Origin of the sequence: Advenella mimigardefordensis DPN7, from assembly GCF_000521505.1 — a bacterium.
Taxonomy (GTDB): domain Bacteria; phylum Pseudomonadota; class Gammaproteobacteria; order Burkholderiales; family Burkholderiaceae_B; genus Advenella; species Advenella mimigardefordensis.
In genome coordinates this window covers 3,365,506-3,381,516 of record NZ_CP003915.1, presented here as the reverse complement: position 1 = coordinate 3,381,516, position 16,011 = coordinate 3,365,506, and the positions used below count along the sequence as shown (strand labels likewise).

General features: G+C 56.3%; 18 protein-coding genes. 7 read left to right on the top strand and 11 right to left on the bottom strand.

From position 1 onward, the window contains the following. Positions 1–94: 94 nt before the first annotated feature. The 9 genes from proB to thiD form a co-directional block, all read right to left on the bottom strand. Entirely contained in the window at positions 95–1,255 is a 1,161-nt protein-coding gene (gene proB / locus MIM_RS15605) for a glutamate 5-kinase (protein ID WP_025373690.1), read from the bottom strand. A gap of 54 nt (positions 1,256–1,309) precedes the next feature. Then, positions 1,310–2,425: a GTPase ObgE gene (obgE, locus tag MIM_RS15600; RefSeq protein WP_025373689.1), complete on the bottom strand. Its 1,116-nt coding sequence runs from the start codon at positions 2,423–2,425 to the stop codon at positions 1,310–1,312. 159 nt (positions 2,426–2,584) lie between these two features. Then, positions 2,585–2,845, bottom strand: coding sequence for a 50S ribosomal protein L27 (gene rpmA / locus MIM_RS15595; RefSeq protein ID WP_014749778.1), 261 nt, complete (start codon positions 2,843–2,845; stop codon positions 2,585–2,587). Between the two features lie 33 nt (positions 2,846–2,878). Beyond that, positions 2,879–3,190 carry a 50S ribosomal protein L21 gene (gene rplU, locus MIM_RS15590; protein ID WP_025373688.1) on the bottom strand — a complete coding sequence of 104 codons (312 nt, stop codon included), beginning with the start codon at positions 3,188–3,190 and terminating at the stop codon, positions 2,879–2,881. A gap of 183 nt (positions 3,191–3,373) precedes the next feature. Next, a complete protein-coding gene (locus MIM_RS22230; RefSeq protein ID WP_025373687.1) occupies positions 3,374–4,507 on the bottom strand; it encodes a DUF1853 family protein in 1,134 nt (377 codons plus the stop codon). Beyond that, the gene (gene argJ / locus MIM_RS15580) at positions 4,470–5,696 is read right to left on the bottom strand and encodes a bifunctional glutamate N-acetyltransferase/amino-acid acetyltransferase ArgJ (RefSeq protein WP_025373686.1); all 1,227 of its coding nucleotides are present in this window, start codon (positions 5,694–5,696) and stop codon (positions 4,470–4,472) included. Before argJ ends, MIM_RS22230 begins: the two co-directional genes overlap by 38 nt. A gap of 203 nt (positions 5,697–5,899) precedes the next feature. Further along, positions 5,900–7,177 carry a glutamate-1-semialdehyde 2,1-aminomutase gene (gene hemL / locus MIM_RS15575; protein WP_025373685.1) on the bottom strand — a complete coding sequence of 426 codons (1,278 nt, stop codon included), beginning with the start codon at positions 7,175–7,177 and terminating at the stop codon, positions 5,900–5,902. Positions 7,178–7,282: 105 nt separating this feature from the next. Next, entirely contained in the window at positions 7,283–7,954 is a 672-nt protein-coding gene (thiE, locus tag MIM_RS15570) for a thiamine phosphate synthase (RefSeq protein WP_025373684.1), read from the bottom strand. Positions 7,955–8,056: 102 nt separating this feature from the next. Then, positions 8,057–8,866: a bifunctional hydroxymethylpyrimidine kinase/phosphomethylpyrimidine kinase gene (gene thiD, locus MIM_RS15565; protein ID WP_158318743.1), complete on the bottom strand. Its 810-nt coding sequence runs from the start codon at positions 8,864–8,866 to the stop codon at positions 8,057–8,059. Positions 8,867–9,076: 210 nt separating this feature from the next. Here thiD and MIM_RS15560 point away from each other — a divergent pair, with 210 nt between their 5' ends. From MIM_RS15560 to MIM_RS15530, 7 genes are read left to right on the top strand one after another with little or no spacing between them, the layout of a single operon-like run. Further along, on the top strand, positions 9,077–9,241 hold the full coding sequence (locus MIM_RS15560; protein WP_014749785.1) for a rubredoxin: 165 nt from the start codon (positions 9,077–9,079) through the stop codon (positions 9,239–9,241). 24 nt (positions 9,242–9,265) lie between these two features. Next, positions 9,266–9,847: a YqgE/AlgH family protein gene (locus MIM_RS15555; RefSeq protein ID WP_025373682.1), complete on the top strand. Its 582-nt coding sequence runs from the start codon at positions 9,266–9,268 to the stop codon at positions 9,845–9,847. Continuing rightward, the gene (gene ruvX / locus MIM_RS15550; protein ID WP_025373681.1) at positions 9,840–10,235 is read left to right on the top strand and encodes a Holliday junction resolvase RuvX; all 396 of its coding nucleotides are present in this window, start codon (positions 9,840–9,842) and stop codon (positions 10,233–10,235) included. Before MIM_RS15555 ends, ruvX begins: the two co-directional genes overlap by 8 nt. A gap of 30 nt (positions 10,236–10,265) precedes the next feature. Then, the gene (gene pyrR / locus MIM_RS15545; protein ID WP_025373680.1) at positions 10,266–10,790 is read left to right on the top strand and encodes a bifunctional pyr operon transcriptional regulator/uracil phosphoribosyltransferase PyrR; all 525 of its coding nucleotides are present in this window, start codon (positions 10,266–10,268) and stop codon (positions 10,788–10,790) included. Beyond that, positions 10,783–11,736, top strand: a complete 954-nt coding sequence (locus MIM_RS15540) for an aspartate carbamoyltransferase catalytic subunit (protein ID WP_025373679.1) — start codon at positions 10,783–10,785, stop codon at positions 11,734–11,736. The genes pyrR and MIM_RS15540 overlap by 8 nt, the downstream gene beginning before the upstream one ends. Continuing rightward, positions 11,733–13,025, top strand: a complete 1,293-nt coding sequence (locus MIM_RS15535) for a dihydroorotase (RefSeq protein ID WP_025373678.1) — start codon at positions 11,733–11,735, stop codon at positions 13,023–13,025. The genes MIM_RS15540 and MIM_RS15535 overlap by 4 nt, the downstream gene beginning before the upstream one ends. Beyond that, positions 13,022–13,771: a lysophospholipid acyltransferase family protein gene (locus MIM_RS15530; protein WP_052342326.1), complete on the top strand. Its 750-nt coding sequence runs from the start codon at positions 13,022–13,024 to the stop codon at positions 13,769–13,771. Before MIM_RS15535 ends, MIM_RS15530 begins: the two co-directional genes overlap by 4 nt. 83 nt (positions 13,772–13,854) lie before the next feature. Here MIM_RS15530 and MIM_RS15525 read toward each other — a convergent pair whose 3' ends face one another. Both MIM_RS15525 and lptG read right to left on the bottom strand, forming a co-directional pair. Further along, positions 13,855–14,673, bottom strand: a complete 819-nt coding sequence (locus tag MIM_RS15525; RefSeq protein WP_025373676.1) for a symmetrical bis(5'-nucleosyl)-tetraphosphatase — start codon at positions 14,671–14,673, stop codon at positions 13,855–13,857. Next, the gene (gene lptG, locus MIM_RS15520) at positions 14,673–15,848 is read right to left on the bottom strand and encodes an LPS export ABC transporter permease LptG (RefSeq protein WP_025373675.1); all 1,176 of its coding nucleotides are present in this window, start codon (positions 15,846–15,848) and stop codon (positions 14,673–14,675) included. Before lptG ends, MIM_RS15525 begins: the two co-directional genes overlap by 1 nt. Positions 15,849–16,011: the final 163 nt, after the last annotated feature.

The following is a 16,011-nucleotide window of genomic DNA, read 5'->3' as shown; positions in this document are numbered from 1 at the left end:
ATATCGCATCGGTGATAATCAGTTCTGTAGCGGGACAACCCGGCTGGTTGCCCCTTTGCCGTCGCTTATGCCTCAGTGTAGTTGCTATTGATAGTCAGGACTCGGCAGAAGCAGTATGCTTCGATGTTTGAACAAGCACCATATTATTGCGGTGAATGAGTTCCTCGTCGCGGCAATTGCCCAGTATGCTTTCAATTTCGTTGGTCGGGTGGCGCATGATGCGGCGGGTGTCGGCAGCAGAGTAGTTGGTGAGCCCGCGGGCGATTTCGCGATGTTGGCTGTCGGTACAGGCCACGACATCACCGCGTTCAAACTCACCGATCACATCGGTTACACCAACCGCCAGCAGGCTTTTGCCCTGGTCGATCAGCGCTTTGCAGGCACCTTCGTCCAGCACCAGCTTGCCGGGCAGACGCAAATGGTCGGCCATCCATTGCTTGCGAGCAGAGCGCAGGGAGGGGGCGGCGCGTAATTCGGTGCCGATGGCTTCACCCAGACCCAGGCGCTCCAGAACGCGCTCTTCACGTCCGGAGGCGATAATGGTCGTGGCGCCGCTGCTGGCGGCGCGCTGTGCTGCCAGCACCTTGGTGAGCATGCCGCCGGTGCCAATATGGCTGCCGGCGCCACCGGCCATTTTCTGCAATGCCGGGTCGCCGGCGGTGGCCAGATGAATGAAGCGGGCATCTGGGTTGTTGCGTGGATCGCTGTCGTACAGTCCACGCTGGTCGGTCAGAATGATCAGCGCATCCGCTTCGATCAGATTGCTGACCACGGCTCCCAGTGTATCGTTATCTCCCAGACGGATTTCATCTGTGACCACGGTATCGTTCTCATTGACGATAGGGATGACGCCCAGTTCCAGCAGTTTGAAAATGGTGGTCCGCGCGTTCAGGTAGCGCAGGCGGTCGGCCAGGTCTTCATGCGTCAGCAGAATTTGTGCCGCCCGCATGTTGTGCGAAGCGAATGCAGATTCGTAGGCCTGGATCAGGCCCATCTGGCCGACCGCAGCGGCGGCCTGCAGTTCGCTCATGGCTTTGGGGCGGGTTTTCCATTTCAGACGCGCCATGCCTTCGGCAATGGCGCCACTGGATACCAGAATGATTTGCTTGTTCTGGCGCCGCAGTGCGGCGATTTGCGATGACCATTCTCCGATGGCTTGCGGGTCCAGGCCCTGGCCGTCATTGGTAAGCAGGGACGAACCCACTTTAACGACAATGCGTTTTGCCGTGGCCACTGAAGAAACGAAATCGCTCATGTTGCAAAAGGTCCGGAAGAAGGAGACGAAAAAGGGTAGGGTGCACAATTGCGCCTATTCGGCGTCGTTCAGATTGTGACGCGACGCGTCAAAGCGCGGATCTTCAGGCACGTAGGTGTCTGCCGCCTGATCCTGCTCGGTCATCTCGCGGCCTTTTTCTGCATCCAGATAGTCCTGCAGCGCCCAGATCAATGCCTGAGTGCCGTCGCCCGAGAGGGCCGAAATGGCAAAGACCGGCCCGTCCCATTGCAGTTCCCGGCACAACCGCTGCTGTATATCCTGAGGGTCGCTGACCATATCCAGCTTGTTCAGTACCAGCCAGCGGGGCTTGGCGTACAGATCGGCATCGTACTTGCGCAGTTCCTCTGCAATAGCGCGGACATTATCTGCGGCAGCCAGGACCGGATCCTGATCAGGATCCATGCCGACCACGTCTACCAGATGCAATAGCACCCGCGTGCGCGACAGGTGGCGCAGGAACAGATGGCCCAGTCCGGCGCCCTCTGATGCGCCTTCGATCAGGCCAGGGATGTCGGCAACGACAAAGCTGCGTGACGGTGAGGTACGTACCACGCCCAGGTTTGGATGCAGGGTGGTAAATGGATAGTCGGCGATCTTGGGTTTGGCGTTGGAGATCCGCGCGATGAGCGTAGACTTGCCGGCGTTGGGCATACCCAGCAGGCCAACATCGGCCAGGACCTTGAGTTCCAGTCGCAGCTTGCGCTGTTCGCCTTCCTTGCCGTAGGTGAACTGGCGCGGTGCGCGATTGACACTGGACTTGAAGTGCAGATTGCCCATGCCGCCCTGACCACCGGCGGCTAGCGTGACCTGCATCTGGTGATGGTTCAGGTCAAATAATTGTTCATTGGTTTCGGCATCATAGATGACCGTGCCTACCGGGACGCGCAGTGTGATATCTGCGGCCGCGGCACCGTACTGGTCTGAGCCGCGACCGTTTTCCCCATTTTTTGCGCGATGCAAGCGGGCATAGCGAAAATCAATCAGGGTATTGATGTTTCTGTCGGCAACAGCATAAATACTGCCGCCACGTCCGCCATCGCCGCCATCGGGGCCGCCTTTGGGGATGAATTTTTCGCGACGAAAACTCGCCGCCCCATTGCCACCTTTGCCGGCAATGACTTCGATCGTCGCTTCGTCAACGAATTTCATGATGGATTCCTGTGGTCTTTATAAATAGCGTCGCCGTGTAAGTGCTTTATTATCATTCATACGCGCAGGCCTGAGGGTATCTAAGCGTGCTGCGGAATAAAAAATGCCGTTCACCTGGCGACAAGTGAACGGCACTGCATGGTGTATCCCGCGAAAGGCTTAGTCTACCTTTGTGACGGAAACGGTATGCTTATTGAGTGCGCCTTTATGTGAAAAGGAAACACTGCCGTCTACCAGTGCGTACAGCGTGTGGTCTTTACCGATACCAACGTTGGTTCCGGGGTGAAAACGTGTGCCACGCTGACGAACGATGATTGAACCGGCTGGAATAACTTCACCGCCAAAGGCTTTAACGCCCAGTCGTTTGGATTCCGAGTCGCGGCCGTTGCGGGTTGAGCCGCCGCCCTTTTTCTGTGCCATGTTTAAGCTCCTGTTGTGCTGTTAACGAACGGATCAAGCAGTGATTGCTTCGATAACGATCTGTGTGTAATTTTGGCGATGGCCCTGGTGCCGCTGGTAATGCTTGCGACGGCGCATTTTGAAAATTTTCACTTTGTCGTGACGTCCATGTGCAAGAACTTTAGCTTTAACCACAGCGCCTTCGACCAAAGGAGCACCCACTTTGAGTGTTTCACCTTCGCCTACTGACAGAACCTGGTCCAGCGAGATTTCTTGCCCGATGTCTGCAGGTATCTGTTCTACCTTGAGTTTTTGACCTTCGGCAACACGATACTGTTTGCCTCCGGTTTTTATGACCGCGTACATATGGGTTAACCTCTGAAAATAAATTGGAATTAGCATAATTAAACGCTAAGCCCATCATTCTACTGCGAAAACCTATAAAAAGTCAAAAGAATCAATCGCTTGTTTCAGGAAAATCGACAGGAAAGGGCGCATGGCCGAAAAAAATGTGGTATTTGTGCCGCCAGACGCTGACCGTGAACGCAATTACAGCAGCGTCCCGACCCACGCATTGGGAACCACAAAGCCGCGGTGTACCTCGGCGTAGGTCTGGCCGGAAGGGGCGGGCGGCGCCTGCCTGGTCTCGGATGCCGCTGCAGCAGATGCTCGCTCTGCAACGTCTGTTGCCGATGCATCTGGAGAAATGGCCGGTACGGTGCTGTCCACGGGAGCCAACGCGACAACGAGCAGGCCCGGCCCTGGGCCATGCGCTGTCGTCTTCGGGCAGAACCATGATTGCAGATAGGCAAGCAGCGCCGTCGCATCAAGCGTTTGCGCGACATCGGCCTGTTGCGGCGATAACCATTGCATGCGCGATAGAACGCGCCAGCGCAGCTTGCCTGGGGCCGTGTCCTGTTCCAGGTGCGTGACAAAATCCGCATATCTGAGCCACCAGCCCCTGAGGTGCCGGGGATTGAGCATGGCCTGGGCCGGCGCTGCAGCCAGCACGTAATCGTCACAGCGCCCGCTTTGTATTGGGTAGAATAACCAGCCTTTGACGTATGCGGCGACGTGATTTACGTGCAGGCCCAGTTGCTGCGTCACCTCCGGCATCGCAGATAGCGGCAATTGCTGGTCGCGCATTTTCGCGGTCTTGCGCGCCAGCGTATCGCGCTGCTGCAGGCCGACGAACCGGTCCGCATCCAGGAGTCCGTGGGCCTGCGGCACATAAAGATAAAATTTGACAGCCAGTTCCCAGTGCCACACCTGCTGATTGCTGCGGTCACGCCAGATATAGTCAAGCTCGCCAATGGTCTGTCTGGTGGCGGAACGAGCGCGATTGGTATTGATGTGGATAGGTGAATGGTGTGCCAGCAGTTCAATGCTGTCGGCGTGCTGCAGGGCTGCATGCAACAGAGCTTCGGCATAAAGCCCAAGCCGGCGGAAGCGCGTGTGAAAGTCGTGGGTCAGGGTTTGTGGCGTATGGCCTTCCTGCGCCAGCCATTGGTGTATCTCTTGCTGAGCAAGCGCTGGCCAGCGTGCCAGTGGGAGGTCTGTAGCGGGTGCCAGCAGATCCGGAGAATCTATCAGCCAGTGCAGATCATGCCAGGCCTGGCTGGATTGCCCAGGCCCGGGAGTGGTATCAGGAACGATAGTCTGCGTTGATGCTGACGTACTCATGCGAGAAGTCGCAACTGTATATCGTTTCCGATACATTGCCACGCCCCAGTGCAACGCGCACCAGAATCTCGGCCTGCTGCATGACGCGCTGGCCGTCTTCTTCAAGATAGTCGGGATGACGGCCACCGCCGCTGGCGACCAGTACGTCGTCAAGCCACAGACGCAGGGAGGATATATTCAGATCATCGACACCGGCGTAACCGATGGCGGCCAGAATGCGGCCCAGATTCGGATCCGAGGCATAGAAGGCGGTTTTGACCAGGGGAGAGTGCGCAATGGCGTAAGCGATTTTCAGGGCAGTCTGGCAGCTTTCCGCTTCTTCCACCTGGATCGTGATGAATTTGGTGGCGCCTTCGGCATCGCGGACGATTTTCTGCGCCAGCTCGCGGGCGACGTCTGTGAGTTCCGCCTTGATTGTTTCGTAATGCGGACTGTGGGTATCCTGTACCTGTATGCCGCTTTGGCCGGTAGCGATAACGATGAATGAATCGTTCGTAGAGGTGTCACCGTCTACCGTAATACGGTTAAAAGAACGGTTGGCAATATCCTTGACCAGCTCTTTGAGCAGCGCCGGGGCGATTTCCGCATCGGTAGCCACAAAGCCCAGCATGGTCGCCATATTCGGACGAATCATCCCTGCACCCTTGCTGATGCCGGTAATGCTCACTTTGCGTCCGTCCAGCGTCAGCTGTTTGGAGCAGATTTTGGGCAGCGTATCGGTGGTCATGATACTGTGCGCCGCCTTGAGCCAGGCATTTTTTTCCAGGGAGCGGATGCACTGAGGCAATGCGGCTGTAATCTTCTCTACCGGAAGGGGTTCAAGAATGACGCCGGTAGAAAATGGCAGGACTTCTTCCTCCAGCAGGCCCAGTTCTTTGGACAGCACACGGCAGGTCTCAAAGGCGCGTTCCAGACCATCGGCGCCCGTGCCGGCATTCGCATTGCCGGTATTGATAACCAGGGCGCGAATGGCATTGCCCTTGGCCAGGCGCGATTCACAGATCTGCACCGGGGCAGCTCGGAAACGGTTACGGGTAAATACGCCGGCTACAGAAGTGCCGGGCGTAAATTTGAACAATGTAAGGTCATCACGGCCAGGTTTTTTGATCCCGGCCTGTGCGATGCCAATTTCAACCCCTGCTACCGGATAAATAGCTGATTCGTCAGGTATATTTAAGTTTACAGCCATACAGCTTCAACACCTTTAACATATTATGGATAACCCTGAGTGTAGCGTTTTTTTTATTTCACATTGAGAAAAACGGGATATCAGGAAAAAATTCTCCGATAAGCCGAGTGGTGTTTTCCCTATGCAATAGACTGCCACCGCAGGAAGCGGCACCCGATCTGCGCTGCTGGGCGCATGCAGTCTGGTGCCGGTCATTAATTGGATTAGATCAGAGCAAAGGCGCGGGTAGCGGCGTCCAGGGTTTTTTCCAGGATCTCGTCGCTATGCGTGGCTGAGACAAAGCCTGCTTCGAACGCCGATGGCGCCAGATGGACGCCATTGTCCAGCATGCCGTGGAAAAAGACCTTGAAGGCATCGTGGTTGACGTCGGACACTTCTGCGAAGGTGGTCGGAACCGTTTCGCGGAAATACAGGCCAAACATGCCGCCTACAGAATCGGCGCAAAATGCGACACCTGCCGCTTTGGCCTTTTCCTGCAGGCCGTTAACCAGTTTGGCAGACTGGGTTTGCAGATGCTCATAGAAACCGGGACGCGACAGTATTTCAAGTGTGATAAGGCCGGCAGCAACAGATACCGGGTTGCCCGACAGGGTGCCGGCCTGATAGACAGGGCCTAGCGGCGCAATCTGATCCATGATGTCGGCACGACCGCCGAAGGCGCCTACGGGCATGCCGCCGCCAATCACTTTGGCCAGCGTGGTCAGATCGGGTGTGACACCCGACAGGCCCTGTACGCCCTGAGGGCCGGCGCGGAATCCGGTCATCACTTCATCGAAAATCAGCAGCGCACCATATTCGGTGCACAAGGCACGCAGACCGGCCAGAAAGCCTTCTACCGGCTTGATCAGATTCATATTGCCGGCGATGGGTTCCACGATAATGCAGGCAATATCCGCGCCAAATTCGGCAAAGGCGGCCTTGACCGCATCCAGATCGTTGTAGTCCAGCACCACAGTATGGGCGACAAATTCGGCAGGTACACCCGCAGAGGTCGGGTTGCCAAACGTGAGCAGGCCGGAGCCGGCCTTGACCAGCAGGCTGTCGGCATGGCCATGGTAGCAGCCTTCGAATTTGATGATCTTGTTGCGGCCGGTGGCGCCGCGCGCCAGGCGAATGGCGCTCATGGTCGCTTCTGTCCCCGAGCTGACCAGACGAACTTTTTCAATGGAAGGGATGCGCGCAATAATGGCTTCGGCCAGCAGGGACTCGGCTTCAGTGGGTGCGCCAAAAGACAGGCCTGATTCTGCGGCGCGCTGCACTGCCTGAACGACTTCAGGATGCGCATGCCCAACAATGGCCGGACCCCAGGAGCCCAGGTAGTCAATATACTGTTTACCATCAGCATCCCAGATATACGCGTCTTTGGCTTTGCTGATAAAGCGCGGCGTGCCGCCCACCGAGCGGAATGCGCGTACCGGTGAGTTGACACCACCGGGAATGGATTGAAGGGCACGTTTAAAGAGAACTTCGTTCTGGGACATAATGAAATCTTTATCTGAAAAATGAGTGAAAAGTGGCCGGTTATCAGTGCGGCTTGCGGGTCTGAAGACCGGCGGCACCGATATGACCGGGCGGGGAAAGATCAATCATGAAGATGCTGCCGGGTGCGAATCAAATAGTGACGCATAGTAAGCGGCGGCGCTGCGGATGTCCGGGTCACCGAATAAGCCGGTGATGACGGCGATACTGTCTGCGCCGGCTTCGACCGCCAGATGCGCATTGTGCCGGTTGATTCCGCCAATGCCCACCACTGCCTGTTTACGTTCTGCACTCTGCGTTTTCTTTACTGCCTGGAACAGCGACAGGGGCGCGCGGACTGCGTCCGGCTTGACCATGGAAGGAAACAGTGCACCAAAGGCAATGTAATCAGCATGTTGTCTGATGGCGCTGTCTGCCAGCGCTAGGCTGTCATAGCAGGACACGCCGATCAGAAAGGGCTTGTGGTTTTGCTGTTGTAATTGCGCGCGCACGGTCGCAAGGGCAGCATCATCCTTGCCTAAATGAACACCGTCTGCGTCCAGTTCCAGCGCCAGTTGCCAGTCATCATTAACAATGAACAGGACCCCGGCGGCGTGACAGATGGCTCTGAGTGATGCGGCGATTGTGCGCGCCTGCGCTGCCGGCATGGTTTTCTGGCGCCACTGCAGCACGCGCATGCCGCCTTCGCAGGCCAGCGAGACTGCCTCTTGCAGGCGTTCGGCGTCATGCCATTCGGGCGTAATGCCGTATAGACCGGAGGGAAACGAGTGTGCTGTCATTGTGCGGTTATGCCTGGCGGGGTGCTGATATCGGTACAAGTATAGCGAGAAAGCGCCTGCAATTGCTTGCAGGGCACTATTGGGTAACGGATGGGGGACAGATCAGGACTTTTGCAGCCTTTGTGCCACCAGCTTGCTCATGCCCAGTTTGCGGCCATTGGCCAGCGCCTTGTGGGTATAAGTGATGGCATTTTCACAGGCTTGCGATAATGTCTGGCCCCGCGTGAGTTCGCAGGCCAGGGCAGCGCTGATCATATCGCCCGCTTCGGATTGTCCGGCCAGCGGGAAAAAGCCAAATGCAAGGCTGTGATCGCCGCCTTCAAGTAGGATATGCTGATGGACATCGTCTGGAGAGGGGCAAAACAGCGCCAGGCAGGATTTTGCCCCGGCTGCCAGAATGGCGTCGAGCACCACGGGTATCGGGTTCTCATCGTCATGGTCATCTTCCGGCGCCCATAAATTCAGGTAGCTGCAATCGACGACGACACAACTGGCCTGTGGAATCAGGGTTTCCCAGGTTGCCTGCAGCAAAGCCTCGATGTCGTCATCGGAACTGTCTTCGATGACCGACGCGTATTGGGGGCCCAGATACAGCACCAGCGGGACGCTGTCATAGTCGGCGGCAATTTGCGCGATCACACTGACATGGTCCGCATTGTACAGGCCACCGGCCCGGATTGCATTGACCGGGATGTCCTCAAGCAGGCAGCGAGCCTGATTGTCCAGTATTTCGTCGGAAATGGGATGGATTTCTTCAATAACGCCGGTGTCCTGTACCGTGACAGCAGTTAGCGCGGTAACTGCCTGACAATCGAATTGCGCGGCGGTCAGGACATCACCGGCAAGCCCGGAGCGCCCTGTCGGATCCAGATGGTTGAAAAACAGTACTGCAGGGGTATGATCAGAGGACACGAGACGTACTAAGCGAAAGACAAAAACGGTGAAAATTGCCGGTGCACAAAAAAAGCACGGCGCGGTTTTTGGGAAAGCAGGCCAAAGGTAGTATTTTAAATTAAAATGGGTATTAAAGCGTGGGCAGGCATGTTTTCGGGAACAAGCCCGATAGGCCGGCTCCATCCGATTCGTGAAGTTCTATTTTGAATGTTAGGAAATAACCGTATTATGCGTACCTGGATGTGTTTAATTTGTGGTTGGGTTTATGATGAGGAAACCGGCGTTCCTGAAGAAGGGATTGCGCCAGGGACCAAATGGGAAGACGTTCCCCCCAACTGGGTCTGTCCTGAGTGCGGTGCGCGCAAGGAAGACTTTGAAATGATGGAAATCTGACGCGTCACGTCAAAAGGAAGGACCATGATCGAACCCGAAGACAAAAAAGCATCTGAATTTGTCAGCCTGGCGAACCAGTTCCTCATGGCCATGCCTTCTCAGACTTCCGATATTTTCGAAGGCGGTGTGGTCTATGTTTGCGAACATTCCGAAGACGGTGCCCTGGGGCTGTTGCTGAACCGGCCCACCGATCTGTCTGTCGAGCAACTGCTTGAGCGCCTGGAGCTGGAAGTGAATGCCGACCTGGCAGCGCAGACTGTATTTTATGGCGGGCCGGTCCAGACGGATCGTGGTTTCGTGTTGCACCATCCTGCCGGACATTATCGTTCCAGCGTCGTGCTGGGCGATATGGCGCTCACCACTTCGCGCGACGTGCTGGAAGATCTGGCGCGCGGCGAAGGCCCGCAGCAAATTTTTATTACCCTGGGTTATGCTGGCTGGTCTGCGGGTCAGCTGGAGCAGGAAATGGCGGCCAATGCCTGGCTCAATGTCGGCGCAGACCGCAATATCATATTCAACAAGCGACCCGCGGACCGCTATACGGCAGCGCTGGCCCTGCTTGGCATCGAACCCGCGGCTTTATCCGGTGATGCAGGGCATGCCTGAAGAAACCTTGCTGGCGTTCGATGCCGGCATGAAGAAAACCGGCGTGGCCCTGGGCAATACCCTCACACGTCAGGCCCGTCCGTTGTGCATTATTCGTGAAGTGACGCGCGATGGCCGCTTTGCCCGTATTGCAACGTTGCTGCAGGAGTGGCAACCCGAAAGAGTAGTGGTGGGCCTGCCGCTTACCACCAGCGGCGATGAACAGCCTGCCTCCAGATTTGCCCGGCGCTTTGCCAATCAATTGCATGGCCGCTTTGGCCTGCAGGTTGAGCTGGTAGACGAACGGGGTTCCAGCATGGAAGCGCAGGCACTTCTTGGCAATAATAAAGAAGATGATGCCATGGCGGCCGCAGTTATTCTTCAACGCTATCTGGATAGCTTAAAATAACGGCAACTTTGCTAACAGGATAGGAAAACCATGACAGGCAGCCTGCCCAGCGCCGAAGAACTTTACGCGCATCTGAAAAATGCCCTGAGCGACAAGCTAAGGGGCACCAACCCGGCCAACACTTATTTAGTGGGTATTTATTCAGGAGGCGCCTGGCTGGCACGGCGACTCTGCGCCGATCTGCAGCTACCCAATCAGCCCGGCACCCTCAATACCAGTCTGCATCGCGATGATTACAACCGCATCGGCCTGCATTCGCAGACGCAGCCAAGCCACGTCCCGTTTGAAGTGGAAGGCGCACATATTTTCCTGATCGACGATATTCTTTTTACCGGCCGTACGATCCGGGCCGCCCTCAATGAACTATACGATTATGGCCGGCCGGCTTCGGTTCGGCTTGGCGTGCTGATTGACCGCGGTGGTCGTGAGCTGCCTATTGCGCCCGATATCTGCGGTGGCGTGCTGCCTTTGCCGCGAGGCCGCAATTATGTTCTGGCTACTGATGATGACTCCCGTTTTACCCTGACCATGGAAGAGGAACCCCGCCATGTTTAACCCGCAATTGAACCGGCATGGCGAGCTGACCCATCTGCTGTCTACAGAGGGTCTGCCGCGCGACATTCTGACCCACATTCTGGATACGGCCCAGACCTTTGTACCGATGGCGGAACGCGACATCAAGAAGGTGCCGCTGTTGCGAGGCAAAAGCGTATTCAATCTGTTTTTTGAAAACTCCACCCGTACCCGTACCACATTTGAAATAGCAGCCAAGCGGCTTTCGGCCGATGTCTATAACCTGAACATTAATGTGTCGTCTACTGCAAAGGGCGAGTCGCTGCTCGATACCATCAGCAATCTGACGGCCATGCAGGCCGATGTCTTTGTGGTTCGGCACGAGGCCAGCGGGGCGCCATATCTTATCGCCCGCAACGTTGAGCCGCATATCCATGTGATCAATGCCGGGGACGGACGCCATGCGCACCCGACGCAAGGCCTGCTGGATATGTATACCATTCGCCATTTCAAGAAAGATTTTTCCGGGCTGACGGTCGCGATTGTGGGTGATATTCTGCATTCCCGGGTTGCCCGGTCCGACATTCACGCGCTCACTACACTGGGTGCGGCCGAAGTACGTGCCATTGGCCCGCTCACGCTGCTGCCGGGCGGGCTGGAGCAAATGGGTGTCAAGGTGTTTACCGATATGCGTGAAGGACTGAGGGATGTCGATGTGGTGATGGTGCTGCGTTTGCAGAACGAGCGCATGAAGGGCGCGTTGCTGCCTTCTTCGCAGGAATATTTCAAGCATTACGGGCTGACGCAGGAAAAACTGGCTTACGCCAAACCGGACGCGATCGTCATGCACCCGGGCCCCATGAATCGGGGTGTGGAAATTGATTCGGCCGTCGCGGACGGACCGCAGGCGGTTATTCTCAATCAGGTAACATTCGGGATTGCTGTAAGAATGGCAGTCATGAGCATTGTAGCTGGAGCATCTCAGTGAAAATAGTAATCAAAGGGGGCCGGCTGCTTGACCCGGCTTCTGGTACAGACCAGATCGGTAACCTTTATATTGCGGCCGGACGCATTGTTGGCACGGGCCAGGAACCGGAGGGGTTTGCGGCGGCACGCAGCATTGACGCCACAGGCAAACTGGTGATTCCCGGTCTGATCGATCTTTCCGTTCGTTTGCGTGAACCTGGCTTTGAGCATCGCGCGACGCTGGAGTCGGAAATGCAGGCCGCGCTCGCAGGTGGTGTGACCAGCCTGGTACTGCCGCCCGATACCGAACCGGCACTGGATGAGCCCGGTCTGGTGGAAATGCTGAAACACCGTGCCCGCCAATTGCATCAGGCCAACCTGTATCCTCTGGGGGCGATGACCAATCGTCTTGAAGGCAAGATCATTACCGAGATGGCCGAGCTGACCGAAGCCGGCTGCATCGCCTTTTCCCAGGCTTCACTGCCGCTGATTGATACGGGTGTACTGTTGCGCAGCATGCAGTACGCCAAAACCTATGGCTATACTTTGTGGTTCACGCCGCTGGAGGCTTCGCTATCCAAAGGGGTGGCCGCCAGCGGATCCTTCGCTTCGCGTCTGGGACTGGTCGGCGTGCCGGAGCAGGCCGAAACCATTGCCTTGCATACGCTGTTCGAATTGCAGAAAATCACGGGCACGCGCCTGCATATTTGTCGCCTGTCCAGCGCGGCCGGGATTGCTCTGGTGCGTCAGGCCAAGGCAGAGGGACTGCCGGTAACCTGCGATGTGTCGCTCAATCATTTGCACCTGACAGATCTGGATATCGGTTATTTCGATAGCAATTATCGGCTGGATCCGCCCCTGCGTGGTCAGCGTGATCGCGCTGCGATTCGTGCCGGGCTTGTTGATGGAACGATTGATGCGGTCTGCTCGGATCATACGCCTGTAGACGATGATGGCAAGTTGCTGCCCTTTGCCGAAGCCGAGCCCGGCGCTACCGGCGTGGAACTGTTGTTCTCTCTGGTGCTCAAATGGGCCCGGGAAGAAAAGCTGCCGCTGGCGCAGGCGCTGGGGCTCATTACTACCGGGCCTGCGGCGATTCTGAAAGCAGGTGCACCGTCCTTGCCAGGTTGCGGTACGCTGGCGGTGGGGGCGCCGGCTGATCTGGCGATTGCCGATGCCGACGCGGCCTGGACGGTCGGGCGCGACACCTTGCTCAGTCAAAGTGCCCATACGCCTTTCGTCGGTTACGAGCTGCCTGGTAAAGTCGTGATGACGCTGGTAGGTGGTCGCAGCGTGTGGGAGTTTGTGTGATCGCGTATTTACGGTTTGCTGTCAGGGCGTTTTTTCTAATTTTGCTGTTACTCTCGGGGCTGCTGACTGCTGCGATTGCATTGCCGTTTATGAACCGGGCGGTGCAGGATGCCGTGACCAAGGCCTGGTCATGCTGCCTGATGCTGGTGTGTGGTGTGAAAGTGGTGCGTCACGGTACGCCCATCATGAGCGGTCCGGTCTTATGGGTAGCCAACCATGTGTCGTGGATTGATATTTTTATTCTCAACAGCTGGCGGGCCACGTCGTTTATTGCCAAACAGGAGATCCGCCGCTGGCCGGTGATCGGCTGGCTGGTGGCCAGAGTAGGCACGGTGTTTATTGAAAGAGGGCAGCGTCAGGCCATCGGTCGCGTTAGCGACAGTATGAAAAGCTTGTTCGAGCGTAATATCTGCGTCGGATTGTTTCCCGAAGGTACCACTTCCGATGGTCTGGATGTCAAGGCATTCAGCACCAGTTTGTTCGAGCCCGCCATGCGTGCGCAGGTCGCGATTCAGCCGGTTGCGCTGGTGTTTTGGTATGAAGGTCAGCGTAGCGGAAAAATGGCGTTCATTGGCGATCAGACTCTGATTGGCAATATCTGGGTTCTGCTGAGTGCCAGTCATGTCTGCGTTGAGGTTTATTGTCTGCCCGCCGTCACGCAAAATGGTCAGGCATCGGAATTGAGTCGCGCGCAACTGGCCGCTCAGGTACGCGAAGCGATTCTGGCCAAAGTGGTACAGCGCTGAACGTACACATGGGACCGGGCAGGGCGCGCTTTACCCGACCCCTGCCGGTTCTGGCTACGGCGCGGTGCTTGCCCGGCCGCTGATTACTTGCCGTGCTGCTTGCAGCTTATCTGAATAAGCTTGCGATCGCTTAGCCGCATGGCAGTGAGTTTCCCACCCCACACGCAACCGGTGTCCAGGGCCATAAGATTCTTGCGAATCAGCAAACCCAGGGTTGACCAGTGGCCGAAAATAATGGGGATATCGGCGGTTTTACGGTCGGGCACGTCAAACCATGGTACCAGTCCGGCATGGCTGCTACCACCGGGCGCCTCTTTAGAGGCAAAATCCATTTCGCCCTGTTTGGTGCACAATCGCATGCGGGTAAAGGCGTTGATAATCACCCGCAGTCGTTTTGCACCTGATAGCCCGTCCTTCCACTGGACGGGTTCATTGCCGTACATTTTCTGCAGGTTCTTTTTCCATTTGTCGCTGATCAGCGCCTGATGTGCTTCCTCGGCCAGCGCCAGGGTCTTGTCCAGATCCCATTTGGACATGACTCCGGCATGCACCATCAAATGTCCGGCATCGTAGTGGGCCAGTGGACGATGCCGTAGCCAGTCGATCAATTCATCAACATGCTTGTCTCTGAGAATCGCATCGAATGTGTCCGATTTGTTCTCATTGCGTATGCCCGCATGAACGGCCAGCATATGCAAATCGTGGTTGCCCAGAATACTGACGGCACGGTCACCCAGTTTGATAATGCGTTTGAGCGTGCGCAAGGACTGCGGCCCGCGGTTGATCAGATCGCCGGCAAACCAGAACCGGCAATGGGGATCTTTCTCAATCAACGGATGTTCGAGCAGTTCGTCCAGTGCGCCACAACAACCCTGTAAATCTCCTACAGCCCAGATATTCATTACGTCGCAGCCTTTCCTGAAAGTGGTGCGCGCTGCATACGCGGGGTCCGCCGGGATTCCATGAGATAGAGCGCAAGCATGGCGATCAGCATGGCGATCGTATTAGGCATGAGTGCGGTAAACCATGGCGGCAGATTCTTCAGCATGCCCACATTCAGCGCAAGCTGGTTAATCATATAGAATGCAACGCCCAGTAAAATACCCAGGAACACCTTGCCGCCGACTCCGCCCTTGCGGGTTTGCATGAATCCGATAGGCGCCGCAATGGTAATCATGACAAGTAACGTAAACGGATAACTCAGTTTCCGCCACAATGCGACAACCTGCCGGTTGGTCTGCAGCTTGTTCTGCTCCAGGTATGAAATGTAATCAAGCAACGACACTGTCGACATGCGGTCCGGCTGCATTTGACCGGCCAGCAGGCGATTGGGGGTAAGCGTCGTTTTCAGTTCCAGCGTAGGCAGAACCGTACGCCTGGCAACATCTGAAACCGGCTTATTGGGGTCGGCCAGTGCTGCTTTGGCATCGATCAGGCTGGTAATGTGTACCACATCGGTCAGGGTCAGTGTGTTGTGACTGAAGTGTCCTGTCCTGGCATGGTCAAGAGAAATAAAGCGGCTTTCGTCCGCGTTGTAAGTGATGATGCGAATGTCTTGTACACTGCCCTGATCGCGAAGTTGTGCGATGTTGATGGTACGAATATTGCCGTCCTCATCGGGTTCACGAAACCAGTTGCCCGAGTTCATTTGTCCGCCGCTGGCTTTGCCCAGGTACTTCAGGCTGGCTTCGCTGGTCATGAGTTCCGCGCGGGGAGTGACAAACTCCGACAAGACGAAGGCACCGAGCATAAGGGGAATGGTAATGGTCCAAAGCATGAGCAGTAACGAAATGCTGCTGACGCCTGAAACGCGCAATATGACCAATTCGTTGCGTTGGGCCAGGCTGGCCAGCGCCAGTACCGATCCGATAAGCAGGCCGATGGGCAACAGGTCATAAAGACGAGTTGGCAATTGCAATACTTGCAGATAGAGGAGCGACAGCAACGGGAACTTGTCGCTGATGCTGTCCAGTTCATCTATCAGGGCAAAAAAGGTGAACAGACCGACGAGCGCCACCAGTACAGCTACGGTGGAGCGGTAAATTTCTGTCCCTAGATATTGTCTTGCGGTGCGCATGTGTTCTATTTATTTCCAGTCAGACGCGGAAATGTGTCGCGGACTCAGAGCCGTTGATTTTACTGTTGTTTGGGCGCTCATACCAGCCTAACAGCTTATCGTCGATAAATTCGCGGACCCTGTTGCCGGCTGAAATAATGCCCGGCCAGGGCGGTGCTCGTCG